Origin of the sequence: Paraburkholderia sp. 40, assembly GCF_050434105.1 — a bacterium.
In the GTDB taxonomy this organism is placed as follows: Bacteria; Pseudomonadota; Gammaproteobacteria; order Burkholderiales; family Burkholderiaceae; genus Paraburkholderia; species Paraburkholderia tuberum.
In genome coordinates, this window is the sequence record NZ_JBNPVY010000004.1 from 432,571 (window position 1) to 458,287 (window position 25,717).

General features: G+C 61.4%; 15 protein-coding genes, 3 pseudogenes and 1 other annotated feature. Of the genes and pseudogenes, 13 read left to right on the plus strand and 5 right to left on the minus strand.

The window, feature by feature from the left end; translation table 11 throughout:
- Position 1: 1 nt before the first annotated feature.
- Complete coding sequence (locus OKW28_RS23685) at positions 2–1,483, plus strand: response regulator (protein WP_429449393.1); 1,482 nt, start codon at positions 2–4, stop codon at positions 1,481–1,483.
- Positions 1,473–2,114, plus strand: a complete 642-nt coding sequence (locus OKW28_RS23690) for a response regulator (protein ID WP_429449395.1) — start codon at positions 1,473–1,475, stop codon at positions 2,112–2,114. The genes OKW28_RS23685 and OKW28_RS23690 overlap by 11 nt, the downstream gene beginning before the upstream one ends.
- Before the next feature lie 105 nt (positions 2,115–2,219).
- Here OKW28_RS23690 and OKW28_RS23695 read toward each other — a convergent pair whose 3' ends face one another.
- A complete protein-coding gene (locus tag OKW28_RS23695) occupies positions 2,220–3,536 on the minus strand; it encodes an IS701 family transposase (RefSeq protein WP_429449397.1) in 1,317 nt (438 codons plus the stop codon).
- Between the two features lie 172 nt (positions 3,537–3,708).
- Between OKW28_RS23695 and OKW28_RS23700 the strand changes: the two are divergent.
- Positions 3,709–4,158: pseudogene (locus tag OKW28_RS23700) on the plus strand (transposase); the annotation flags it as partial.
- On the opposite strand, the pseudogene OKW28_RS23705 reads toward OKW28_RS23700, so the two are convergent.
- Positions 4,154–5,277 (minus strand): annotated as a pseudogene (locus tag OKW28_RS23705) (IS4 family transposase); the annotation flags it as partial. The pseudogenes OKW28_RS23700 and OKW28_RS23705 sit on opposite strands and share 5 nt — an antisense overlap.
- Positions 5,278–5,505: 228 nt before the next feature.
- Between OKW28_RS23705 and OKW28_RS23710 the strand changes: the two are divergent.
- From OKW28_RS23710 to OKW28_RS23750, 9 genes are all read left to right on the plus strand, one after another.
- Positions 5,506–5,796, plus strand: coding sequence for a hypothetical protein (locus OKW28_RS23710; protein WP_429449398.1), 291 nt, complete (start codon positions 5,506–5,508; stop codon positions 5,794–5,796).
- Positions 5,793–6,848 (plus strand): alcohol dehydrogenase AdhP, encoded by a 1,056-nt coding sequence (gene adhP / locus OKW28_RS23715; protein WP_429449400.1) that lies wholly within the window; start codon positions 5,793–5,795, stop codon positions 6,846–6,848. Before OKW28_RS23710 ends, adhP begins: the two co-directional genes overlap by 4 nt.
- 476 nt (positions 6,849–7,324) lie before the next feature.
- Positions 7,325–8,986 (plus strand): NAD-dependent malic enzyme, encoded by a 1,662-nt coding sequence (locus OKW28_RS23720; RefSeq protein WP_429449402.1) that lies wholly within the window; start codon positions 7,325–7,327, stop codon positions 8,984–8,986.
- A 107-nt stretch (positions 8,987–9,093) separates the two neighbouring features.
- Positions 9,094–11,454: an aspartate-alanine antiporter gene (aspT, locus tag OKW28_RS23725; RefSeq protein WP_429449404.1), complete on the plus strand. Its 2,361-nt coding sequence runs from the start codon at positions 9,094–9,096 to the stop codon at positions 11,452–11,454.
- Positions 11,455–11,786: 332 nt separating this feature from the next.
- Complete coding sequence (locus tag OKW28_RS23730; protein ID WP_429449406.1) at positions 11,787–14,138, plus strand: DUF3141 domain-containing protein; 2,352 nt, start codon at positions 11,787–11,789, stop codon at positions 14,136–14,138.
- Positions 14,135–15,109: a phosphate acetyltransferase gene (locus OKW28_RS23735; RefSeq protein ID WP_429449408.1), complete on the plus strand. Its 975-nt coding sequence runs from the start codon at positions 14,135–14,137 to the stop codon at positions 15,107–15,109. Before OKW28_RS23730 ends, OKW28_RS23735 begins: the two co-directional genes overlap by 4 nt.
- A 4-nt stretch (positions 15,110–15,113) precedes the next feature.
- Positions 15,114–16,292 carry an acetate/propionate family kinase gene (locus OKW28_RS23740; RefSeq protein ID WP_429449410.1) on the plus strand — a complete coding sequence of 393 codons (1,179 nt, stop codon included), beginning with the start codon at positions 15,114–15,116 and terminating at the stop codon, positions 16,290–16,292.
- A 4-nt stretch (positions 16,293–16,296) separates the two neighbouring features.
- Complete coding sequence (gene fabI, locus OKW28_RS23745; RefSeq protein WP_429449412.1) at positions 16,297–17,088, plus strand: enoyl-ACP reductase FabI; 792 nt, start codon at positions 16,297–16,299, stop codon at positions 17,086–17,088.
- 22 nt (positions 17,089–17,110) lie between these two features.
- Complete coding sequence (locus tag OKW28_RS23750; RefSeq protein WP_429449414.1) at positions 17,111–17,365, plus strand: RNA-binding protein; 255 nt, start codon at positions 17,111–17,113, stop codon at positions 17,363–17,365.
- Positions 17,366–18,231: 866 nt separating this feature from the next.
- Here the strand turns inward: OKW28_RS23750 and OKW28_RS23755 are convergent.
- The 3 genes and pseudogenes from OKW28_RS23755 to OKW28_RS23765 form a co-directional block, all read right to left on the minus strand.
- Complete coding sequence (locus tag OKW28_RS23755) at positions 18,232–20,496, minus strand: filamentous hemagglutinin N-terminal domain-containing protein (protein WP_429454434.1); 2,265 nt, start codon at positions 20,494–20,496, stop codon at positions 18,232–18,234.
- Between the two features lie 1,267 nt (positions 20,497–21,763).
- Positions 21,764–23,143, minus strand: a complete 1,380-nt coding sequence (locus OKW28_RS23760; protein ID WP_429443705.1) for an IS4 family transposase — start codon at positions 23,141–23,143, stop codon at positions 21,764–21,766.
- A gap of 139 nt (positions 23,144–23,282) precedes the next feature.
- Positions 23,283–24,536: pseudogene (locus OKW28_RS23765) on the minus strand (IS3 family transposase).
- Positions 24,130–24,246: a sequence feature (AL1L pseudoknot), on the minus strand. (Overlaps the previous pseudogene by 117 nt.)
- Between OKW28_RS23765 and OKW28_RS23770 the strand changes: the two are divergent.
- Positions 24,526–25,557, plus strand: a complete 1,032-nt coding sequence (locus OKW28_RS23770; RefSeq protein ID WP_429454436.1) for a reverse transcriptase domain-containing protein — start codon at positions 24,526–24,528, stop codon at positions 25,555–25,557. The pseudogene OKW28_RS23765 and the gene OKW28_RS23770 sit on opposite strands and share 11 nt — an antisense overlap.
- Positions 25,558–25,717 lie beyond the last annotated feature (160 nt).

The following is a 25,717-nucleotide window of genomic DNA, read 5'->3' on the forward strand; positions in this document are numbered from 1 at the left end:
CATGACGAAACCGCGGATTCGCATACTCCTGGTAGAAGATGATATGGTGGAACGGATGGCCTGCCGTCGCGCATTTGCCAGGGATCCGACTTGCGATTTCGTGTTATTCGAAGCGCAAACGGGCAGAGAGGGGTTGCAACTAGTCGATGCGCAAAGGCCGGACTGCATTCTGCTCGACTACCATCTTCCAGACCTGAACGGTCTCGAGTTCCTTGCGGCGCTAGCCCACGACACGGGGGAGATCGCCGTGCCCGTTATGGTACTGACCGGCGGAGATAGCCCGGCCGTAGCGGCAGAATTGATGCGACGGGGCGCACGGGACTACCTGGGTAAAGACTCCGAGCACCAGTACCTGAAGCTGCTGCCAGGCGTGATCCAGCGTATGTTACGGGCGCAGCAGATGCTGGAGGCAAAACGCCAGGCCGAAGCCAAATTCCGTACCCTGGTCGAACAGATTCAGGCCATCACTTATATCTCTTCCTGCGGCGAGTCTGGTTCGCTGCAATACATCAGTCCGCAGATCGCCATTCTCGGCTTCTCACCACAGGAGTGGCTGGCTGACAGCGGACTGCACGCGAGACAGGTCCACCCGGACGACCGCGCACATGTGCAGGAGGCCATGACTAACAGTCTCCCTGTCAATGCTCCGCGACGGATCGAATACCGCCTGCTGGCCAAAGACGGCCAGATCCTGTGGTTTCGCGACGAGACACAGGCGGTGCTCGACGATTCCGGCCGGCCGCTTTTTATACAGGGAATCTTGGTCGACATCACGCAAAACAAGCTGACCGAAGATGTATTGCGGCAGAAGCGGGAAGCATTACGGTCACTGGCCGCACATCAGGAAACGATCAAGGAAAATGAGCGCAAGCGCATCGCTCAGGAGATACACGACGAACTCGGCAGTCTGCTCACCGGTATCAAGGCATACGTATCGGTTTCCCTCGAGCGGTCGGTCCAGGCAGGCAGCTCTCCCGACCCGTTGTTGATCGACGCGGCCCGTCTCGCCGATGATGCGATGGCAGCGGTGCGCAGAGTCATTACGGACCTGAGGCCCAGCATACTGGACCAGCTTGGCGTATGGGAGGCATTGCATTGGTATGCGAACCAGATAGAGACGCGCTCGGACCTGGTCTGCGAGTGCGCAATTGACGAGAGCGCCGTCTCGACACAAATCGACTCCGAACGCAGTACGATGCTGTTCCGGATCGTACAGGAGACGCTCACCAATGTTCAGCGCCACGCCGAAGCATCACGTGTATCGATTCGCGCGGCAGCCGCGGAGGGTGAGATCATCGTCGAAATCCACGATGACGGCAAAGGCATCGAAGCCGAACACGTGCCCAACCACCCGTCGTGGGGCATCCTCGGCATGCATGAGCGTGCGAGGCATTTCGGCGGCAACCTGGTCGTGACCGGGCGACCGGGCGTCGGCACGACTGTATTGCTGCGACTGCCGATGGAGAGTACAAGTGGAAGCTGAGTTGATCAAGGTATTGCTGGTGGATGACCACACCGTCGCCCGGAACGGGGTTCGCCTCATGCTAAGTTCCGCGCCGGAAATTCGCGTGGTCGGTGAAGCCGAAACGGCAGCCGATGCGCTGCACCTCGTGCGGGACCCGAACTTCGACGTCGCGCTGGTCGATATAGCGTTACCCGGCAAAAATGGCCTCGAATTGCTAAAGTGCTTGCGCGTAGCGCAGCCCAGACTCGCTGTTTTGATTCTCAGCACCTATTCGGAAGAAATCTATGCGCTGCGTGCGCTGAAACTGGGTGCTGCAGGCTATCTCACCAAGGACAGTCCGACCGCCACGCTGGTGGCGGCGGTTCGCAAGGCCGCGCGCGGCAGTAAGTACGTCAGCCCATCACTGGCTGAGAAGCTTGCCAGCATGATCGGCGGACAAAGCGCCGCCTCGCATGAAGCGCTGTCGAATCGGGAAATCGAGGTCCTGAAACTGCTGGCCAGGGGTGAACATTTGGTGCAGATCGGAGACATGCTTCACCTGAGCCCCAAGACCGTCACCACCTACCGCACGCGCATCCTCGAGAAAATGGGACTTCACAGCAACGCGGAACTGGCCCGCTACGCGGTCGAAAACGGACTTCTGGCCTAATCTTACTGTGTCACATAATTAGTTGCGCGCTCTATTGCCGTACAGGAAGAGAGCCATCGTTGCATGAGCCTTAGTCCAAGCAGGATGCGCAACGTGGTAATGGAATCAGGAACGTGGCGTTGAGCGCGCTGGACTGCCCCGGGGGATGTAATCCGGGGGAAGGGCAGACAGCGCGCGTTCAAGGAAGTTTTTTTTATCGCGTGCATCTGATTGCATTCGGAGTCGCTGAGCCATCAGAAACCCATACGCAGCGATACTCAGTGTGGCGTGGTGGTGAAAGCCACGCCAGCCTCGCCCTTCATAATGACCGAGCCCGAACTCCTGTTTCAGGTCCTGATAGTCGCGCTCGATGCGCCAGCGCATTTTGGTCACGAACACAAGCTGCTCAAGTGTCGCCTCCTCGGGCGCGGTAGTGAGAAAGTATTTGAGCGGCTCCGGATCGCCAGCAGGCCATTCAATAAGCAGCCACTCTTCGTCGCGAACGGTGCTTCGCCAATAGTCGCGATGTGCGGGACGAACCCGTACGGCGGCAAAGCGCGAGGAAAGTGTTGCGTTGCTGCCTTCGCGCCAGGTTACGGATTGCCAGGCGTTTACGGGTAATTGCATGGCCAGTTCCTTCACGGCGATCGGCTCGTGGCCGGGCGCACGGCGCAACAACGTCGGTGGCTTGTTGCGCCCGCTCCAGGGCCTGGGCGGAAGCGGCGCCGTACCTGGTGCCCACACAGAGGTGCCCGGCCGGATCCCTACCGCGTACAACAAACCCAGTTCCGTTACGCCTTCCCGGAAAGCGGTTTCGTCGCCATACCCAGCATCGGCCAGCACGATGCCCGGTGCAATGCCGGATGCTATAGCCTCGCGAAGCTGGGCCAGCGCAATCCGGGGCTTGGTCTCGAAGGCCAGATCGTCGGGAATGCCCGCACGACGGGCACGTTCCCGGTCGTCAATCCATTCCCTGGGGACATACAGCTGCCAGGCAATCGGCAGGCTGCCGCGTTGCGTCGCGATCGACAGGCTCACTGCAACCTGGCAGTTGTCCTGCTTTCCGAGTTGCCCACAGTACTGACGTGCCACCCCGACCGAATGACGTCCGTTCTTTGGAAAGCCGGTGTCGTCAATGATCCAGTAGTAGCCGCTTTCTTCAGCAGCGTGCGCGTCTAACGCTGGTATCACCCATTCGCGTACCCGCTGCAGGACCGCCCGGTCAGACCATTCTGCCTTGGCCACAAAGTGATGGAGTGACTGGTGCTTCGCACTCGCGTGAAGTGGGTCAATGTGCGCGGCCATCGGCTCGACGCTCTTGCGCGACAGCGGCAACACCAGGCCCGAACAGTAACCCTTGAGGCCGGCATGGCGATCGGCGTGCCCTAACGCCTGCCCCAGATGATCCAGATACGCGTCAAATTCGTCGACATCTCCACTCATCGCGATCGCCCGAAGTCTGTATTATTTAATACTACCAGGTATTACCTTGCTGAAAATGAATTTTGTGACACAGTAAGACTAACAGGCTGTTGAAATACCTCGTTTCTCCGTCATCCGGGACGAAGGGGTAAACGTTGAAGGTAATGTCATGAATGTGAGCGGGATGAAACGGATGCGCGGTGCCGATGGTTTTACGGAGTCGATGTTCACGGTGTTGAAGCTGGATGATTTTGTGCCGAAAGACCATCCGTTGCGTCCGATTCGCTCGTGGCTCAACGATGCGCTCAAACGCATGGACGACGTGTTTGCCCGGATGTACGAGGCTGATGCGAAAGGTGGGCGGCCGAGCATTGCACCGGAGAAGCTGGTGCGAGCGTTACTGCTTCAGGTGCTGTACTCGATTCGCAGCGAGCGCATGTTGATGGAACAGATTTCCTACAACATGCTCTTTCGCTGGTTCGTCGGCTTGCCGATGGATGGGACGGTGTGGGACCACTCGACATTCAGCAAGAACCGCGACCGACTGCTTGAGCACGATGTGCTGGTATTGCTCTTCAATGAGACGGTTGAGACTGCGCGCGAGCGTGGGCATCTGTCGGGTGAGCACTCCACTGCTCAGGGGGAACGGCCGCCGCCTCGGGCAGGCGTCGGTTCAGCACGCGCACGGCGTGGACAAAGGACAGGTCTTCAGGTCGCTGCCCACTATCCTGTGCAGCCTCGTACATCAGTCGGCGAATGGCCGCGTGCGTAAGCATTAACGCATAGAACTCCTGACGGACCAGATCGGGCGTCTTGCTGCGCAGCACCTTCTTCCCGTCGCACAGATGTGTCTTGATCTCGTCGAACATCTCCTCTATCTTCCAGCGCCGGTGGTACAGCGCCGCCAGCTCAATGGCAGGTGCCACCTCCGGATCCAGCAGACTGGTAATCAGGCGATACTGCGGCTCAGCGTCAGGCACGCCTTCCAGGCGATACTCAATAACCCGCACCTGCATGCCGTTGCGCTGGTGTCGCCGCTCGGTGTCGCTGGCATAAACGGTGCTGAGGTACGAACCGTCTGCCACCGCACTTCGCACGGCAGCCGCAGATTCGATTTCACCCGCCACAGCAGTTGCGCGCCGGTGGCCACCGCGTCGCGCCACATGTCATAGCCATAGAACAGGCGATCGGCCAGCACCAGCATCTCGCTGGAGAACGCCGCAAACAGCTGGCACGTGAGCACCTGTTCGCTGTCCTCACGCACCCCGCCCGTCTGGACCTCACACAGCGCGTGCGTCGCACATTCGGCCAGCGCCACAAAGCGGATCTGCGGATACGCTGCCTCACCGCGCCCGCCCTGCGCATACCCGAACGCCTGCGCATTGGCCTGCTCATCAGGCACATCCAGGGTGAGCCATCCACGCTCATGACGCGATACCCCGCATAGTCCCCGCCCGCCGCCCGCGGGCGTTGCGCTGCCTGGCGGGCGAACAGTTCGCGCATCACCTGCCAGCCCAGCCGTGTGCCCCTCGATCACCAGACGAAACACTTCCTCATAGGCCACCCGCGGATACAGGCACATCGCCATCACGAAATACACCAGCACTTCCCGCGGCATGTCGCGGCGTAGCCGCGTCTGCACGCCGCACGACACCAGCGTCTCCTTGACCTGCCCCAGCGAGCAATTCAGCGCCAGATATCCCACCGTCAGATAGTCCGCCAGCCTCGCACCGCCGGGTATCGTTGCTGCCGTTCTTGCCATCCTTCAAGCTCTTCTTGTTGTTGCAGACGCTTGCAAGTGGCCTAAACCGCTCCGGCACTTTTTTGTAGGGGAACGCCTACAAATGACCATTCCGATCCCCGATACCGGGCGCGGGGCGTCCCGCCGACAATTGACTCCATCAAGAGACGTTCTGGCCGTCGACGATGAATGCCCGGCTGCTGCCCGGCCTCATTGCTCACGCCTTCTCCTACTCGACTGGAGTCTGACATGCTGAACAGCGTAACCAACCAATTGGCAAGCGCTCGAGTGCGCGGCTGCGAAAACCCGGCTGTACCGATGATGGCGATTGACCCGGATCGCATCGGGTTCGTGCGCACGGCGGCACCGCGGCCTGTGCTGATGCTCGGCCGACTGGACGACGAGAGAAACGTCCCCCTCACCGGGCCATCTCGTAGTGTTCAAACGTCGCAGTTCCCGCGAAGGTCGCAAATGCCCATCAAGATAGCAGTTCTCAAGGAAACCAGGCCGGACGAGCAGACGCAAGGAGTTTTATCATGAAGAAGACCATGAAGGCGGCCGTTGTTCGCGAATTCGGCAAGCCGCTCGTCATTGAGGAAGTGACCGTACCCGAGGTGGGTCCCGGCCAGATCCTTGTCAAGATCGCTGCGACTGGCGTTTGCCATACCGATCTCCACGCCGCCGAAGGCGACTGGCCAGTGAAACCGAAGCCGCCCTTCATTCCTGGTCACGAAGGCGTTGGTCACGTTGTTGCGGCAGGCGCGGGCGTCCGCCATGTGAAGGAGGGCGATCGCGTCGGCGTGCCGTGGCTCTATACCGCCTGCGGTCACTGCGCGCACTGCCTCGGCGGCTGGGAGACGCTATGCGACGAGCAACAGAACACAGGCTACTCGGTCAACGGCAGTTTCGCCGAATACGTCCTCGCCGACCCCAACTATGTCGGACATCTCCCCGCGAATGTCAGTTTCGTTGAGATCTCGCCGGTGCTGTGCGCGGGGGTCACGGTCTATAAGGGACTGAAGGTCACCGATACCAAACCTGGTGACTGGGTCGCCATCTCGGGCATTGGCGGGCTCGGCCACATGGCCGTGCAATACGCGAGGGCGATGGGGCTCAATGTTGTGGCTGTTGACATCGACGATGCCAAACTGAAGCTTGCGGAGACGCTAGGTGCGGCGCTGACGGTCAATGCGTTGAACACCGATCCTGCAGCCTTCATCAAGAAGGAGCTGGGTGGCACACAGGGTGTGCTAGTCACCGCCGTCTCGCCCAAGGCGTTTCAGCAGGCGATGGGCATGGTTGCTCGCGGCGGCACTGTCTCGCTGAACGGTCTGCCGCCGGGCGATTTTCCACTTTCGATCTTCGACACGGTGCTCAATGGCATTACCGTTCGTGGATCGATCGTCGGCACACGCCTTGATCTTCAGGAAGCGCTCGACTTTGCCGCTCAAGGCAAAGTCCGTGCGACTGTAAGGACCGAGACGCTCGACAACATCAATGATGTGTTTGCACGGATGCACCATGGCGAGATCGAAGGCCGTATCGTGCTCGATTTCGAGAACGATCCGACGCTCGGCAGGCGGTTAGGCTAGAGCGGGGCGGTCGCGCTGCCGGCGGATTCCGGCCGCGCGGCCCGCTCGGTACGTGTCGTTCAATACAGCAACGCGATTGAACGCAGACGGCACGTCAAAGACCCGAGCCTGCGGTTAGGTGTGTCTGCGCGACGTCGTCCACCTCGTCCTCAACAACAACGGTGAAGTCGATTCGCTGATCGGCTAGACGTTCAACATCAGCGGACCTGTCAGCAATCGTCGGGCGGAAATCGAAAGCCGTAGAGCACATCAGTTCGGTCGCTCGTTGCAAGGCCAAGGTCAGGAGGTCAATGCTCAGCCGGACGCGTTTTCAGGCGTCGCTTTGAAAAATGGTCGTGGGCTACACCGCACAGCGAAACCACGCATGGCGACGCGTCCATACATGCACGAAAAGGACGATTACCCGGAATCATGACGCGGAAGTCCACTCGGGCTTGCGTCAACCCCCTCGTAAAACATCAAGAGGATTTGCAAACATGAGTACCAGTCACACTATCGAAAACAAGAAGCTCGCTTTTCGTCCTGTCGCGCCGCTCACTGGCGCGGCCCTGCTACACGAGCCGGCGCACAACAAAGGGTCGGCCTTCACGCGCGACGAACGCCGCAGGCTCGGACTCGAAGGGCTGCTGCCGCACGCGGTCGAGCCGCTCGACCGTCAGGTCGAACGCGTGCTGTCGCATCTCGACGTGCTCACCGACGACCTCGCACGCTACGTCTATCTGATCGATCTGGAAGCGCGCAACGAAACGGTGTTCTACAAGACCATCATGTCGGACCCGAAGCGCTTCATCCCGATTCTCTACGACCCGACCGTCGCGGACGCGTGCCTCGAGTTCGGCAATCTGTATCGTCGCGCACGCGGCATGTACATCACCCGCGACATGAAGGGCCGCATCGCCGAAGTGCTGCGCAACTGGCCAGAGCGTGACGTGCGCTTCATCTGCGTGTCGACGGGCGGCCGCATTCTCGGGCTCGGCGACATCGGCGCGAACGGGATGGGCATTCCGATCGGCAAACTGCAGCTCTATACGGCGTGCGGCGCCGTGCCGCCGACGTGCCTGCTGCCTGTGCTGTTCGACATCGGCACCGCGAACGAACAGTTGCGTGCCGACCCTTTCTACATGGGTACGCGCGAGCTGCCGCTTTCCGAGGCCGAACTCGACGAGCTGACCGAAGAGTTCATCCAGGCAGTTCAGGAAGTGTTCCCGATCTGCTGCGTGCACTTCGAAGACTGGAAGGGCACGGACGCGATCCGGATGCTCGACCGCTATCGCGACCGCATCCTCTGCTACAACGACGACATCCAGGGTACTGCGTCCGTCGTGCTCGCCGGCATCTCGGCCGCGCTGACCCAGACCGGCGCCCGTCTTGCCGACCAGCGGATCCTGTTCCTCGGCGCGGGCTCGGCCGGCATCGGCATCGCGAAGCTGATCGCGGCTGAGATGCAGACCAAGGGGCTGTCGATCGAAGACGCACGTGCGCGCATTCGGCTCTTCGACGTGAATGGCCTCATCGAAGCGTCGCGCACCGACCTCACCGACGCGCAGAAGGCGTGGGCGCGCGACGACAAGCCGAGCAAGCGCTTCCTCGACGTGATCGAGAGCTTCAAGCCAACCATCCTGATCGGCGTGTCGACAAAGGTCGGCGCGTTCACCAAAGACGTCGTCGAGGCGATGGCCAGGCTCAACGAAAGGCCGGTCATCTTCGCGCTGTCCAATCCGACGACGAAGGCCGAGTGCACGGCGGAGCAGGCTTATACGTGGTCGCAGGGGCGAGCGCTCTTCGCCGCCGGCGTGCAGTTTCCCGATTTCGAGATGAACGGCCATCAGTATCGGCCGGGCCAGGCGAACAACTTCTACATCTACCCGGCGATCGGTCTTGCGACGTACGCATGCCGCCCGACGCGGCTCACCGACGAATGCTTCATCGTCGCCGCGCACGCGACCGCCGACCAGGTCAGCCCGTCGATGCAGGCCAAGGCGATGCTGTTCCCGAGCCAGGACCACATCCTCGAAACGGAGATCACGACGGCGAGCCGGATCGCCGAGTACATGTTCGAAGCCGGCCTCGCGCAGGTGCCCCGGCCTCGCGAGATCCGCGCGTGGATCGAAAGCCTGCTCTACAACCCGGCGTACTAAGCGTCAAGCGGTGGACAGGGGCGATAGGTGCCGCGTGCCGGACGCGCGACGACGCATGCAACGTCGTCGGGACGACAACCGGCAAGTCGTGGAAACAGCGAGTGCATATGGAACTGCGAGCAATGCGGTACTTCGTCGAACTCGTGCGGCAGAACAGCTTCACGCTCGCCGGCGAAAAGATGAACGTGACGCAACTGACAATCAGCAGGATGGTCAAGGCGATCGAGGACGAAGTGGGCGCGCCGCCGATCATTCGCGGCAAGCGGTTCGTCGAGCTGTCCGATGCGGGACGATTGGTGTTCGCGAGCGGCATCGAGATGCTGACCGCCGAGCGCCAATTGCGTGACGCCCTGACCGATCTCGGCAGCGGCGCGAGCGGCGTCGTGCGCGTCGGCGTGCGGCGGCTCGCCGGGCCGCTGGTTGCGCAACTCGTCGCTGCGTTTCGCGAGCGCTGTCCCGATATCACGCTGCCCTTCTGCGAAGACGTGAGCACCACGCTCGAAGCGATGCTGCGCGACGGAACAATCGATGCCGGCTTCATCCATCCGACGGTCGCGACAGAGGGGCCCGATCGAGCGCCCGTCAGCAGCGACCGCCTTTGCCTAGTCGCGCCGCGCGGATCGACGTTCGCCGTCATCCGCGCATCGGCAAGGAGCCTGATTGAAGAGAGAAAACGATGCCGGTTCAGGCGCACTGATGTTCGATATCCGGCATCAACCACATACCTTTCGCGCGCCAGGATGCGACGCTGTGCAAGCGAAGCTAAACATAAAGAGTCATTCGCCATGGAATACTTTGTCCAAACACTCCAGAAGTATCCGGAAATCGCCCTGTTCCTCACGATCGGCGTCGGCTTCTGGATCGGAAACCTGAGGCTCGGGAAACTCAATCTCGGCGTCGTCACCTCGACGTTGCTCGCCGGGCTGCTGGTCGGCCAGATCGGCATCAAGCTGCCGTCCGCGCTGCAATCGACGTTTTTCGCGATGTTCCTGTTTTCCGTCGGCTATTCCGTCGGTCCGCAATTCATCCGCGCGCTGAGAAGTGACGGGCTACCGCAAGTGGTCTTCTCGGTCATCGTCTGCCTCGCGGGCACGGCCACGGCCATTGCGCTCGGCAAGATGCTCGGCTATAACGCGGCGCTCACGTCCGGTCTGCTGTCGGGCGGCTATACGAACTCGACCGTGCTCGGTGTTGCCACCGACCTCATGCAGCAATCCGGCCTGCCCAACGCGCAACTGCAGAGCGCGCTCGCGCTGCTGCCGATCGCGTATGCCGTAACATACCCGTTCGGTACGATCGGCTCCGCGTATCTGCTCGCGAACATCGCGCCGAAGCTCATGCGCTTCGATCTCGCAAAAGAGTGCGAACAATACGAAAGCGACCATGGCGGTGGCACCGCAATCGGCCCCACCGCCTACCGCGAGTATTCGGCGCGTGCGTTCCGTCTGACGAACACCGATCTGATCGGCAAGACCGTGCTCGACGTCGAAACGCTGTTCAACCACGAAATCTTTGTGCGGCGCATACGCGTCACCGAGGGCTCGGCCATCGTCGACTGCACGCGCGATACCTTGCTCACCGAAGGTGCCGTGCTCGCAGTGTCCGGCGGCCTCGCCGCGCTCCTCACGTACGAGAACTGCTTCGGTCCCGAAGTGAAGGACGTACCGCTGCTCGATTTCCCGACCGAGCTGCTCGATCTCGTCGTGACGAACAAGCGCTATGCCGGAAAGACCCTCGGTGAAATCATCGACACGCTGTTCGGCGAGCCGGGTCGCGGCGTTTTCCTCACGAACGTCACGCGCTCCGACGTGTCGTTGCCGATGCAACGCGAGCATAAGGTCCAGCGCGGCGACGTGCTGAAGATTCTCGGCGCACGCCAGGACGTCGCGAAGATCGCGAAGGTGCTCGGCTACGCCGACCGCCCGGTCGAAGGCTCCGACATGGCGTTCATGGCGTTCGGCATCGTCGCTGGCAGCCTTGTCGGCGCGTTCACGATCCATATCGGCGGCGTCCCCCTCAGCCTCGGTACCGCGGTCGGCGCGATCGTCGCCGGGATCATCTGCGGCTATCTGCGTTCCACCATGCGGACCTTCGGCCGGATCCCCGGGCCTGCCATCTGGGTATTCAACAACGTCGGCCTCAACGGGTTCATCGCATGCATCGGACTCAACGCGGCGCTCGGCTTCGTCGGTGGTATCCAGCACTATGGCTCGACGCTTTTCCTCGCCGGCGTTCTGGTGACTATCGTGCCACTCGTCGTCGGTCTTTTGCTCGGCCGGTACGTGTTCAAGTTCCACCCCGGCATCCTGGTCGGCGCCTGCGCTGGCGCGCGGTCGACGACAGCTGCGCTCGGCGCGTTGCAGGAAGCCGCGAAGTCGAACGTGCCAGTCATCGGCTATGCGACAGGCTACGCGGTCTCGCGCCTTGTGATGGCGTTGCTCACCATCGTTGTGGTCAATATGTTCTAGACAGTATGACTCTATATGGACGCCTCCCTTTTTGCGAAGGTTTTTCGTGTGCATGACTTGATGGGGCGGTTGCTGCTTTATATCCGGCCTGTTGCAGCCAATCATTCGACTGGGGGGCCCCGATGAAATCCGCTGACTCCCTGAACTCAACCGTCGTATCATCGACCGGGTTTATAATGAATACATTGTCATAAATGACAAGTTTGTCAGATGAAGGATTGTTTGTGCTTGGTGCTGCCGTAATCCAGTCGGCATCTAGGCTTCTCTGCAACCAGGCAACGGAATGAGCAGTTGTGCCAGGTTAAGTCGCTTTGCTTAAGGAGATTCATGAGATGGACCAGGTTACACAGCTGACACGCAATCACGAGATCGCATTGAAAATCCTGCGCCTGTTGCACAATCGCCTGGAAGAGGCCCGGCAACGATTCGGGCAGAGGACGAGCGACGCAATCAAGGGGGGCGACGGCACGTCCGCGCTCACCATTCCCAACCTGGCGCAGTTCACACCATGGGGTGCCTGGCACTATACGGCCGATTTCGCGCAGCGCTCCGTCCTGTTCTGGGATGCCTTGCGTCAACGCGGCAACGAGTTCATCGAGCGCAACAAGGCCGGGATCAAGCCGGCGTTGCATTTCGACTATGACGTAGTGCTCGACGCGAGGCACTTTGAGCGGCCCGTCAACTACGCTCTGCTGTCGATACGGCCGCCGGAGGGTGTCGTGGTCGACGTGAAGAAGCGCCCGTATCTGATCATCGATCCGCGCGCCGGGCACGGTCCCGGCATCGGGGGCTTCAAGGACGATTCGCAGGTCGGCGTTGCCCTGCGCGCCGGTCATCCCGTCTATTTCGTCGTGTTCTTCCAGGAGCCAGAGCCCGGCCAGACCCTGCTCGACGTGTGCGCGGCCGAGCAGCAGTTCGTACGGAAGGTGCGCGAACTGCATTCAGACAGCCCAAAGCCCGCGATCGTCGGAAATTGCCAGGGCGGCTGGGCCGCGATGATGCTTGCCAGTTCGTCGCCGGAAGACACCGGTCCCATCCTGGTCAACGGCGCGCCCATGTCTTACTGGAGCGGGGCGTGGAGCGAGAGCGAGGTGCCCAATCCAATGCGTTATGCCGGAGGCATTCTGGGCGGCACGTGGCTCTCGTCCCTGGCGGCCGATCTTGGCAACGGCAAGTTCGACGGCGCGCATCTCGTGAACAACTTCGAGTATTTGAACCCCGCCAACACGTTCTGGGACAAGTACTACAACGTGTTCGCCAACATCGATACGGAACCGGCGCGCTTTATCGAGTTCGAGCGGTGGTGGGGCAGCTACTACCTGATGAACCGGGAAGAGATCGAGTGGATCACCCGTAACCTCTTCATCGGCAACAAGCTGTGGTCCGGCGAAGTGTCCGGCCCGTCGGGCAAATCCTTCGACCTGCGCGCCATCCGCTCGCCCATCATCCTTTTCGCATCGATGGGCGACAACATCACGCCGCCGCAACAGGCGTTCAACTGGGTCGCTGACATGTACAGCAGCACCGAGGAGATCAAGGCGCGCGGCCAGGTCATCGTCGCCCTGATGCACGAGGACGTCGGCCATCTCGGCATCTTTGTTTCCGGCAAGGTGGCGAAGAAGGAATACACGCAGATCTTCAGCGTGCTGGAGACAATCGAGACGCTCGCGCCGGGCCTCTACGGCATGTCGATCAAGGAGGGAAAGGGCGCAGACGGCAAAACGGAATACGAGGTCTCGCTCACCGAACACCGGCTGGAAGAAGCCGTCGAGCATTTCAACGAGTTGCGGCGCGAGGACGAAAAGCCGTTCAAGGCCGTGGCGGCGGTGTCGGAGTTCAACCAGCGAGCCTACGAGCTGTTCGTTCAACCCTTTGTGCAGCATGCGTCGAACGAGACGACCGCGCGGTTGCTGCGCGACTTTCATCCGTTGCGTCTCCAGCGCTGGGCGTTCTCGGACCTGAATCCGTGGGTGGCCGCGCTGCGTCCGATGGCCGATGCTGTCAGAGCCAGCCGGCAGCCCTCGAGCGACCTTGAACCCTGGCGCAAGGTGGAGCAGCGCGGCTCAGAACTGATCAGCGCCTCGCTCGACCAGTTCCGGGCGGTAAGAGACGCCAGCATCGAAGCACTGTTCTTCTCCATCTACGCGAATCTTTTCGCAATGCACGACCCGGACCGCTTCGGCGAGCATGGGGCCGGCACATCCGCCGCCGCCGATCCTCGCAGCCTGCCGTTCGTCCAGGCGGCGCTCGCCTCGCTGAGGCAGGGCGGCTACAACGAGGCGGTCGCGCGCACCGCGTTCCTCCTCGCGCCAAAGGGCGAGCCGCTGCCGCTATCGCGCATCGAGACAGTCAAGCAACTGGTCGATGAATATGCCGACGACCTGCCGCATTTGCCTCCTGCCGACTGGCGGCGCATTCGCGGGGAGCAGGAACTCATCGCGACTTTTGAGCCGCAACAGGCTATCCAGACGTTGCCCGATCTGCTCGCCAGCCCGGAAGACCGAAACCGGCTCCTGACCTTGCTCGACAAGCTGCTGGCCGACCGGCGGGTGCTGCGCATCCCGCCGACACCCGCGCAGGAAGAGGCGCTGCGCGCCATCCGGTCAGTGCTCGGCGCGACAACCGCGCTCGAGTCGCAGCCCCAAAAGGCCCGCGCACCGCGCGTTCGGGCCACGGCATCGTGAGTGCCGCCAACCCGTCAGTGAGGGAACCCGCCATGGAATCCAGACACGTCAAGTACCACGAGCTCATTGCGCAATGCCGTAACCTTGCGCCCATGTCTCTGGCCGTCGTTCATCCCTGCGACAAGAGTTCCTTGCAGGGGGCGGTCGAGGCCGCGCAGCAAGGGCTGATCGCGCCCACGCTCGTCGGTCCGCGCGAGCGCATCGTCTCGGTCGCTTCGGAATGCGGTCTACCGATCGCCGATTACCCGATCGTCGACACACCTTTCAGCGAAGCTTCGGCGGCCGCGGCCGTCCAGCTCGTGCGCGAAGGCAAGGCCGAAGCGCTCATGAAGGGCAGCCTTCACACCGACGAACTGATGGCCGAGGTGGTCCGCCGCGATTCGGGGCTGCGCACAGGCCGGCGCATCAGCCACTGCTTCGTGATGGATGTGCCGCGACATGCGGATCCGCTGATCGTGACCGACGCGGCGATCAACATCGCTCCGACGCTTGAGGAAAAAGTCGACATCCTGCAGAACGCAATCGATCTTGCCCACGCCTTGCGGTTTCCGGAAGTGCGGGTGGCGATTCTTTCGGCTATGGAGACGGTGAACCCGAAAGTGCCGTCCACAATCGAGGCTGCCGCTCTATGCAAGATGATGGACCGCGGGCAGGTGAGCGGGGCACTCGTCGACGGTCCGCTTGCGCTCGACAACGCCATCGACGCCGAGGCGGCACGCATCAAGCACATCGAGTCGCCGGTGGCGGGGCGCGCCAATGTGCTCATGGTGCCCGACCTCGAAGCGGGCAACATGCTGGCCAAGAGCCTGTCGTTCCTCGCGGGCGCGGACGCGGCCGGTATCGTGCTAGGCGCGCGCGTGCCCATCATCCTGACGAGCCGGGCCGATTCGCTCATTACCCGCCTCGCCTCGTGCGCGGTGGCCGTGCTCGTTGCCCGCGCGCGGCGCGAGGCGGCAAAGATGGTGGGGTGATGCCATGGCAGACGTGATTCTCGTCCTCAACGCCGGCTCGTCCAGTATCAAGTTCTCGGCGTTTGAAGAGCGGGGTAGTGCGCTCGAGCTGGTCGTGCATGGCCAGGTCGATGGACTCTATACGTCGCACGCAAGATTCGAAGCATTGGATCGTCACGGCAAGCACCACGCGAAGGAGTGGACTGCCGGTACGGAGCTGGACCATCGGCTCGGGCTCGAACACATCGGTGTGTTCCTCGAGGAGCACCGCGAAGGACACACGCTGGTGGCCGTCGGCCATCGTGTGGTACACGGCGGGCAGCGCTTCAGCGGGCCAGTTCGGTTGACCCCTGCCGTGGTCGACGAACTGGACAAGCTGACGCCGCTGGCACCACTGCATCAGCCGCATAACCTGAAGTCGATACGTCTTTTCGACCAGATGCAGCCAGACGTGCCGCAGGTGGCGTGCTTCGATACGGCGTTCCACCGTACGCAGCCGGAGGTGGCCCAGGCGTTCGCGCTCCCGGCGGCAATCACGGACCTCGGCGTGCGCCGCTATGGCTTTCACGGGCTGTCGTACGAGTACATCGCCAGCGTGTTGCCCCACGTCGCACCCGGAGCAGCCGCGGGGCGCACTGTGGTTGCGCATCTCGGCAACGGCGCGAGCATGTGCGCCCTCGTGGCGGGCGCGAGCGTGGCCAGCTCGATGGGCTTTACCGCCCTTGATGGCCTCCCGATGGGCACCCGCTGCGGCAATCTCGATCCCGGCGTGGTGCTGTACCTGATGGAAGAACAGGGCATGGATGTGCGTGCTGTGGAGGGTCTCCTGTATCGCAAGTCCGGATTGCTCGGCGTATCGGGCGTCTCCGCGGACATGCGCACGCTGCTCGAAAGCGACGATCCTCGCGCCCGCTTCGCGATCGATCTTTTCGTCTATCGCATCTCGCACGAGCTGGGCTCGCTTGCCGCCGCCATGGAAGGCATCGACGCGCTCGTGTTTACCGGCGGCATAGGCGAGCACGCGGCGGCGGTCCGCGAGGCTGTCGTGCGGCGAGCGAAGTGGCTCGGTGCCGAACTGGACGTCGCTGCTAATCTCAAGGGCGGACCGCTCGTGACCACCGCTTCAAGCCGCATACCGGTGTGGGTCATTCCGACCAACGAAGAACTGATGATTGCGCGCCATACGCGCGCTGTCGTGGAGTAAAGCGATGTCAACGGAAAACAGCGGACAGGCAGGCCCACTGCTGAAGGGCATGAAGGCGCTCGTCACGGGCATAGCCAACGAACACTCAATTGCATACGGGTGCGCGAAGGCGTTTCGCGAACTCGGCGCTGACCTTGCGATCACGTATGCCACGGAAAAGACCAAAGCCTGGGTCGAGCCAATCGCGCAGGAATTGGATGCTCACATGCTCCTGCCGCTCGACGTCACCGATGCGAACCAGCTCAACGCGGTGTTTGCCGAAATAGGCCAGCGTTGGGGACGCCTCGACATCGTGCTGCACTCGATTGCGTGGGCGCCGAAGGACGACCTTCAGGGCGGGCTGTTGCACTGCTCGAGCGAGGGCTTCGCGCAAGCAATGGACATTTCGTGCCATTCCTTCGTGCGTATGGCCGCGCTTGCCGCGCCCCTCATGGATAAAGGTGGCACGCTGCTCACCATGAGCTATCACGGCGCAAGCAAGGTCGTGCCGAACTATAGCGTCATGGGACCCGTGAAGGCCGCGCTCGAAGCGTGTGCGCGTTACCTCGCCCATGAACTGGGTCCGCGGGGCATCCGCGTTCACGCCATCTCACCGGGTCCGCTAATGACGCGCGCCGCTTCCGGACTCAAGGACTTTGGTCGGCTGCTCAACGAAGCAGCCCACCGTGCGCCGCTCGGCGAACTCGTCGACATCATGGACGTTGGCTACACCTGCGCTTTCCTCTCTACGCCGTACGCACGGAAAGTGTCCGGGGAAACGCTGTACGTCGATGGCGGCGTCAACATCATGGCGTGACACTGCACAGGAGAAGGACATCTTGACTGAGCTATTGCTGCAAACCGTCAAAGACACTGTTTCCGACGAAGACATCCGGGGGTTTTTGAGCCGCTATGGCTTCCCGCCGTTTATTTCCATCGAGCGCGTGGCAGGTACCGGAATCCGGCCTGCTGTGCTGCTTGCGTTCCATGATCTGCAGCCGGAAACGCTGCGACTGCTCCAGGCCAGGATTCACCGCGTGTTCTGGAACGACCACGTGATCGAAGCGATCATTGTGCAGCGCCCAACAGAATGACCGGCATGGGGTGGCGCCGCACAAAATGGGCCGCTTTCAGCGACCCCAATGCGTGGATTTCCGACTATAGGGGTGCCCTTCCATGAGCAGTCCTTTGTCAAGTGGTTCTGGCGAATTTTGATAATTGATCGATGTGCGAATCCTCCCGCCATAATGAACGGGCGGTCGCGGTTGCTGCAATTCACGATGGTCTGAAGCCGGCTCTTGCGCTCGTGAGACCTGACGTCTCCACCACTGAGGTCGGCCGGAACGCGTGGACGCCGACGGTGTTCAACATGACGATTGTGTCCAATTCATAGATGTATTCTCTATGTAGCCCGGTCAACGAAATCTGAAGAGCATGCCGTTTCCGGCTTGGCGCGCGATGTTTGGCGCGTGCTTGCCGGCTTGCACGCAAACAGCACGAAAATCACGGAGACCCTTTTAGCGAAAAGCAATCAACGCGACCAGCCGACTAATGCACGGCGACATCCTTTGCGCCCGTTTTGGGATGCACGGTCCAGGTAAATGTCATTCCGGGTTTGATGCTAAGTCGGAGCGTGACCACCGACTTTCTAATGATCAACGCGTCATGTGCGGTTGGCTCTTGTCGGCACCGGAGCGGCCCTTTGCAAAGTTTCGCCCACTGGCTGGTTGTGGCCGACTGTACTCGCTCACAGAGGCCGCCCCTAAGCCGCCGTTGAAGTTTTCAACGGCAGTTCTTCGGAACGTTCATTGAACTGGTGCTATCGGCCACCTTAGGACGTTCGCACGCGTGTTCAGGCAGACATTCGAACGTCGGTTCCTCCCCCAAAAAGCTGCCATTGAGATGCCACCGAGTGACGCGGCGGAGCCGGCTCGTGCCGGCCGCCGGTTCTCAGCTGCGCCTACCGGGCCAGTTGCCAGCGCAGGATTGGATGCGTCGCCCCGGCCGGCATGACCCACGCGCCGGTCGGGCTGAAGTCCCACGACGCGTCGAAGCTGGACGGGTTGCTCATCTGGGCAGTTGTCAGGCCGTTCGACGGGGGCAGTTGTGCGAGGTTTCCAGTGCCTTGCGTTCGTGTCGTCGTCTCTTTGTCCCAATAGACATTTGTTGCGATCGTTCCGCCGTTGTCGCGCGCCACGATTGCGCCGTAGGTGCCGTAATCCGGACCTTGACCAAAAGGTCCTCTAACCTCGCCGGATGCGAACGACTGTTCGACCACGCCGGCATTCGCGAAGACCAACCCGCTGGCCGCGAAGGATCCAAAGGTGACGCCCGTCGCGTAGGATTGCGACACGGTGCCGTAGTTGTTGCCCACCAGGCCGCCCCCAAAGCCATGGTAATTCGGAGCGACATCACCAGTTGTATAGGATTGCTTAATGGTGCCGTAGTTGGCGCCGACGAGCCCGCCAAACTCACCTCCCATACTAATCGTTGCGCTGCTCGACGACCGTTCGATCAGACCGTCATTGCGCCCCACCAGACCGCCGGCCATCGGACCCTCGAAGATACCGCTCAGCAGGAAACCGCTCGTATAAGTGTAGGTAATCAAGCCCTGGTTCTGCCCAGCCAGAATGCCCCCGTACGAATTCATACCTTCCCCCCCAACGGCATAGGCGTTCGTCATGCCGACATTGCGAACGACCGCTGTCGGACCGATCACGCCGAACAGTCCACCAAAGTCATCGAACTTGTCGATTACATGGTCCCTGCCATCGAATTGACCGGAGAAAGGCCTGGTCGCATTGCCAATTGAAATGAACGTGACCCCGCCGAAGGCATTCGTCGCGCTCGCATCGATATCCCTGCCGAGCGCATAGATGCCGGCCAGATCAAGCGACACGTTCTGCAAATCGGTCAGCGAATTGACCAGCCTGTAGCCGGTTACTTGCGTCAGTAGCCCGCTGTATGGCGCGGCGCTCCACGCGTTGTTGGTCAGGATGGTGCCCGGGCTGTAGCTGCCATTCATGTCATAGAGTGCGCTGAAGGTGCCCGTGCTGGCGGACCAGTCGATCGTGCCGTGGTTGGCTACGCTGCCGCCGTTATCGATGCCCGAAGCGTCGGCGCGCAGGGTCAGATTGCCCGCTCCGTTGTTCGCGATCGTCGTGCCCGTCGTGACCGACACATTGTGGTGCGCCGCGAGCGTAAGCGATGCGGCACCGTGCCAGTTCAGGTTCGATGCGATATCCAGATCACCGGTCGCGCCGTTGACACCCGTGGTCATGACGCCGACTGAAGTGCCCGCGTCGAGACTGCGTCGAAGCGCGCCTGCAGCGGCGCGATCGATAGTGAAAACAGGCGTCGATATGTTCCATTGGCCTGCGCGAACTTCCGCCCCCCTACCGAACGACAATCCCTCGGCCTGCGTGTCGACAGTGCCGCCACTGCCATCCGCATTCACCGCTGCAATTGGGCCACGCTGCGTGACACGGCCGCTGTCGGCGACCAGCCAGACGTGGCCATCGCGGCTCGCGGTGCCCGTCGCGCGGATGCGCGTGCCGCCGCCCGCGAGCGCATAGACGTTCCCATCGGCGGCCTGCAGACTGGCCTGTGCGGCCTTGATCTGCCCCACGTTGACGACGGTACCCTGACTGCCCGTCTGCACGAACACCTGCCTGCTGCTGGCCGAGTCCTGTAACAGCACCGTCTCGCCAGCCGCCAGTTCCACCGTGCCGCTGGGCGCTTTTACCGTGCCCGCGTTGATGACTGCCTGACGCGCGATCAGGAACACATCACCGCCGCTGGAACTGATCCTGCCGAGGTTGATCACGCTCGCGTCCGACTTGCCCGACAGCGTCAGTGCATCGCCGCCGTTGATGAAGACGTCGTTGCAGATATCCAGGGTGGACGCGACGAAACGTCCGCCCGTGCTAACCACGCCCGAGGGCCCCACGAGGATGCCTTGCGGATTGATCAGGTAGAGGCTGCCGGTGGCGGTGAGCTTGCCGAGAATCGATGACGGATCGCCGCCCGTTACACGGTTCAGCGTCGCGCCCGACCCGTTGTTGAAGGCGACGGTGTTGCCGTTGCCGATCGAGAAGCTGTGCCAGTCGATCACGCCGCGGGACGAGGACTGGTCGATCGTCAGCGAAGTGGTGCCGCTCGTCATCGCGCCTTGGCCCCGGACGAAGGCGCCGCCCTGCGGCAGCGGTCCGGCCGCGTGGGCCATCGGCACGCACCACGCGGTGAGCGCGAGCGGCACCCATAGCGCAAGCGGCAGCGGGCGCAGAACACGCTTCCATGCGGAAGGCCGCGACCGAGGCGCGATGAGTGCCGCGCCGGCATACGCCAGCGTAAAGCACAGCCCATTGCGTGGGGTTGGGGGCGACTGGATCGCCAGTCTGGACGAATGACGCGACATGATCCCTCCCGAAACATGGTTCGTGGAAAGTCGTTGTCGCGGAACGCAGGTTGTTGCGACCAGGCAAGGCGCGAAGGCCGCCATACCGCACAACACAGCCTAATGGTAGCAGCGCGTTTCGAAAGACAAACCGGTATTTGCGCATGCACCCGATGCTTGCTGGTACTTCTTCAAGCGGCGATGTGCGTCGGTCGCCGCGGCGGCAGGAATGGCCGTTCAACCCTCGAAAGCTGCCGTTAAGCTGGTGCGGGATCCAACGGCCGGATCGGGTCGAGTCCGTGTGAAAACGCATGCGAAATGCGGTGCTCGAAAAAATTGACCCTCCAGATCGCTCTGTATCGGCCTGGTAACAACTCCGGAAGGGTAAAGAGACACCCAAAAACCGAGTACTTTTGCGTTTTCACACGGGTGCGCCGGGAGACCGGCAAGGAGTAAGTGGTGCAAGTCCACTGCGATGAAGGAATAGCGAACCACATCGGCCCCGAGCCGTGCGCAGGCATCCGTGAGGATGTCGGCGAAGCGTCGGCAGGGGTACGTGCAGGCCAGCCATTGAGCCACGATAGAAAACTGATTCCGGGTGCCGACGCTGTCTGTGTAGCGGAAGGCAAAACGTCCGAGCGCGCAATCGCGAGCGCCCGGATGACCCGGCGTGGTCGTAGAACCTGGCATGTGCGCACGCTCCTTGTTCGGGAACCGGGAGATCTCCAGTCTGGCCTGTTGCAGGATGGACAGGTCCGCATCGGGAAGGCGAGGAGCCGTAGCCGATGATGAACGGACGGGAGAAGTCAGACTCCGCCGTAGTAGCGATGAAGCCTGCGAACAAGGCTGGGGAACCAGCTGCGGAGTGGGCGGAGCCAAGGGCGGGGACCGAGGGGAACACGGGTCAGCCACACACGCACCGGGCGCAGAACCGGGCAAGCGTGCCACAGGGGCTGGAACGTGTACGGCAAGCTGCAAGACAGCGGAAGAAGGAACGGTTCACCGCGCTTCTGCATCACGTCACGGCCGACCGGCTCCGAGGGGCTGAACCGCCCCGGGTTTCCCCTCAGGATTACCCACAAGTAATGTGATGGTGCTATTCGTTTTGCCTGAATATTCGGTACATCATCGTGATTTCGTGCAGGACAAGAAATCCACGCCAGATGACGGTAGGACCAGGTGGACGATCATGCTTTCGAGCGAGATATCCGCCGAGTCTGGCGATCCACAAGATGACCTGCGCGAGTGACGGCGGTTTATCAGGTATTTCGGTACTGCCATGCGTACGACAGTAGAGGGCTCGCCACTCGATTGGCTGCAGCAATACTTCGCATGGCAGGTTGCCATCAAGCCTGGCAAGCAACATGGAGTACAGGATCCTCCAGCTTACGACGGCGAACAATGCGGTGGCGCGGACGAATCGATCGAGATTGCCAAATTGGCGGGCTTCAATGCGACAGCCACTTTTAAGCACACGATGCCACGATTCAATCGTCCATCGGCGCGCATACCATGCAAGACGCTCGAGGGCCTCTGCGTGTGTTTGCGTAGGCACCGAAGTCAGTAGAAGCCATTCCAATGGCTCTGCTCCTTCGTCTAAGTTCGTTTCCTGTGCATGAATTGCAAACACTTCAATTTCGGGAAGCTTCTCGCGACGACGATTTTGCGGCGGACGAAGGCGTACGGGCATGCAGCGCACAACCAGCCGTGCGGTGCGTGCCTGGCGGTTTTCGCGTGCAGGCACCTGCAGTTGCGCCTCTCCAAGCACTGGCGAGGCCAGCACGGTTTCCCACAAATATCGATCGGGGTGAGCAACGCGTCGGTTCCACGACGCGCGCACCAACCAGTCGACACCGGCAGGCCGCTGCGCCAGGAACACGTCATAGACATCGCCTTCACGGTCGCTCACGCCGATGACATGCGTGCACGGACAGTGCGTCTTGAGTACGCCCAGTTGCTCGATGCCTTCGAGCCATTTCGCGCTCTCTTTCTGTTGTACGGTTCGTTGCCCACGCAGATGTTTCTTGCCCAACTCCTCGTGCCTGCGTATCCAGGTCTTCATCCCGATCACCCCGAGTGGCAGCCCCTCTGGCGTGAGCGCAAGCAGACTGTGTATCAGGAAACCACGCACATGTGGATCGGAGCCATATCCCAGACCTTCGGTTGCCCGCAGATGAGACAAATTGAACTCGGTGGTGTCCTGAACAGCAAGGACGACTGGCACCTGTTGCATACGACACAGCGTTTGACCGATGTGCCCACCCAGCACGCCATCGACATCCACGTGCGGGTTGTCGAAAAAACGATATGCCGCCTTCAGCTCCGAACCATTGAACGACTGCGGAAAAGAGCAATGTGGGCCCAACGAAAGCTTGCGTGCCAGCGTCACGAGCCGTCTGGTCAGGCGAGCGTCGCCGAGCTCGGCGGCGCCAAACTCTTCATTTGCCCAATCATCAAGGTCAGATGTGTCCGACAATGCCCGACATCACAGATCACGAACCGGATCAAAGTTAACATCGGTCGTCACCGTTTACAAGCCATCGCCCTTCAATCGCACAGTCGCGAGCGACTTATGGGTAATCCTGAGGGGTTTCCCGGAGGCTGTTTTGCTTGAGTCACGCCGCGATGGCGGACCCAGCGAGTTTTGAATAATAAGCGGCTTCTGCCTCAGCAGGTGGAATGTTGCCGATGGGGCCGAAGAGCCGAAGAGCCGAAGAGCCGACGATTGTTGAACCAGTCGACCCATTCGAGCGTCGCAATTTCAACGGCCTGCGGATTGCGCCATGGTCCGAGGCGATGGATCACCTCTGCCTTGTACAAGCCGTTGATCGTTTCCGCCAGTGCGTTATCGTAGGAGTCGCCCACGCTGCCCACTGACGGCTCAATGCCAGCCTCGAGCAGCCGATCCGTATAGCGGATCGATACGTATTGCACGCCGCGGTCGCTGTGATGTATCAACCCGTCCTGCTGCGCCGGCTGTCGCTCGTACAAGGCCTGCTCCAGTGCGTCCAGAACGAAGTCCGTGCGCGCCGAGCTCGACACACGCCAGCCGACAATGCGTCGGGCGAACACGTCAATGATGAACGCGACATAGACGAAGCCCTGCCAGCTCGATACATAGGTAAAATCTGACACCCACAGCGCATTGGGCCGTTCGGCGGTGAATTGCCGGTTCACGAGATCCTTCGGGCACGGCGTCGAACCATCGCTCACTGTCGTGCGTACCGTCTTGCCCCGCACCACACCGCGCAGGCCCATCTGCTTCATCAGCCGCTCGACCGTGCAGCGCGCCGCGACAATGCCTTCCCGCTTCAATTGCGTCCAGACCTTGTCTGCGCCATACACCTGGAAATTTTCTTCCCACACGCGCCGGATCTCATCCTTGAGCATCCTGTCGCGCTGGGCCCGCGGCGGCACCAGGCCTGGATTGACGCGGCGGGCCACATGCGTGTAGTACGTCGACGGGGCAATTGGCAGCACCCTGCAGATCGGCTCGACCCCGTAGACGTGCCGGTGATCATCGATGAACGTGATCATCACTTCGGTCGGCGGTCGAGCTCCGCCTGTGCGAAATATGCTGACGCCTTGCGCAGGATTTCATTAACCTGGCGCAGCTCACGGTTCTCCCGCTCCAGTTCCTTGAGCCGATCCTGCTCCTGCGTGCTTGTGCCCGGGCGCAAACCCCGATCCCGCTCTTCCTTGCGCACCCAGCTACGCAGCGTTTCACCCGAGCAGCCAAATTTCGCTGCGATCGACGCGATCACTTTCCATTGCGATTCGCGGTCGCCCTGGTGTTCCAGCACCATTCGCACAGCCCGCTCACGAACTTCCGGCGAGTACCTTGGGGACTTCTTCTTGGTGTTTTCCATAGCTCCATTTTCTCAAGAAGTGGAGCCTCCGGAAATCCCGGGCCGGTTCAAGGAAGACTTTCTGGGTTTCTCGTACGGGTTCCGGCCCGGGCGTAGTCAACATGATGCGCTGGATGCGTTGGCGACGGCCATCACCCACACCCCGGTGAACTGGATTCTGGACGCGGATCTTCGGAGCTTCTTCGACTCGGTTAGCCAGGAATGGCTAGTCCGTTTCATGGAGCACCGGATCGGCGACCAGCGCATCATCCGTCTTGTGCGCAAGTGGCTCAAGGCGGGTGTTCTGGAAGACGGAGAGCTTAGCGTCAGTGAGACAGGGACACCACAGGGATCAGTGGCTTCACCGCTGTTCGCGAACGTGTACCTGCACTACGTCTTCGATCTCTGGGCCAACCGGTGGCGACGGCGGGAAGCCAAAGGCAACGTCATCATTCTGCGATACGCAGATGACATCGTTGTCGGTTTCGAGCACGAAGCTGACGCGCGGCGATTCTGGGACGCGATGCGTTTGAGGCTGGAGGAGTTCTCGCTTGTGCTTCACCCGGACAAGACGAGGCTGCTGGAGTTCGGCCGCTATGCAGCGGTCAACCGCCAGAGCCGGGGTCTTGGCCGACCGGAGACCTTCACCTTCCTGGGTTTCATCTTTATCTGCGGCAGGTCTCGTCGCGGGGCTTTCCAGTTGCAGCGGAAGACCCGAGGGGATCGCATGCGGGCGAGATTCAGGCAGATCAAGGAGGCGCTACGGACGCGCATGCACGAACCGATTCCAGTGCAAGGGCAATGGCTCAGGCAGGTAGTTCGCGGATACTTTGCGTATCACGCGGTGCCTACCAACTCGCGGGCACTCGGCGCATTTCGACATCACGTCACCGCTCTATGGCGGCGCACGCTCCGGCGGCGCAGTCAGAAGGACGCCATGACTTGGGAGCGAATGAGACGAATCGCCAATGCCTGGCTTCCGCCCCCTCGAATCCTTCATCCGTGGCCTGACCGGCGCTTCGCCGTCAAACACCCGAGGTAGGAGCCCGGTGCCCGAATTGGGCACGCCGGGATCTGTGCGGGGGGTGCAAAGTAATGGGCATCCCTACCGCAATCCTCGGCCGTATGCGGAATTTGGTTCGGTGACGGGTTTGACCACAAGCGAGCGCCCAAGAGTTCGGTCAAAGACCAGTTTGCCCCTA

What these genes read in the sequence shown, in the direction of transcription:
- OKW28_RS23685 (WP_429449393.1), top strand. Translation starts at nt 2, where the DNA reads ATGACGAAACCGCGGATTCGCATACTCCTGGTAGAAGATGATATGGTG.
- OKW28_RS23695 (WP_429449397.1), bottom strand. Translation starts at nt 3,536, where the DNA reads ATGAGTGGAGATGTCGACGAATTTGACGCGTATCTGGATCATCTGGGG.
- OKW28_RS23710 (WP_429449398.1), top strand. Translation starts at nt 5,506, where the DNA reads ATGCTGAACAGCGTAACCAACCAATTGGCAAGCGCTCGAGTGCGCGGC.
- adhP (WP_429449400.1), top strand. Translation starts at nt 5,793, where the DNA reads ATGAAGAAGACCATGAAGGCGGCCGTTGTTCGCGAATTCGGCAAGCCG.
- OKW28_RS23720 (WP_429449402.1), top strand. Translation starts at nt 7,325, where the DNA reads ATGAGTACCAGTCACACTATCGAAAACAAGAAGCTCGCTTTTCGTCCT.
- aspT (WP_429449404.1), top strand. Translation starts at nt 9,094, where the DNA reads ATGGAACTGCGAGCAATGCGGTACTTCGTCGAACTCGTGCGGCAGAAC.
- OKW28_RS23730 (WP_429449406.1), top strand. Translation starts at nt 11,787, where the DNA reads ATGGACCAGGTTACACAGCTGACACGCAATCACGAGATCGCATTGAAA.
- OKW28_RS23740 (WP_429449410.1), top strand. Translation starts at nt 15,114, where the DNA reads ATGGCAGACGTGATTCTCGTCCTCAACGCCGGCTCGTCCAGTATCAAG.
- fabI (WP_429449412.1), top strand. Translation starts at nt 16,297, where the DNA reads ATGTCAACGGAAAACAGCGGACAGGCAGGCCCACTGCTGAAGGGCATG.
- OKW28_RS23755 (WP_429454434.1), bottom strand. Translation starts at nt 20,496, where the DNA reads ATGGCCCACGCGGCCGGACCGCTGCCGCAGGGCGGCGCCTTCGTCCGG.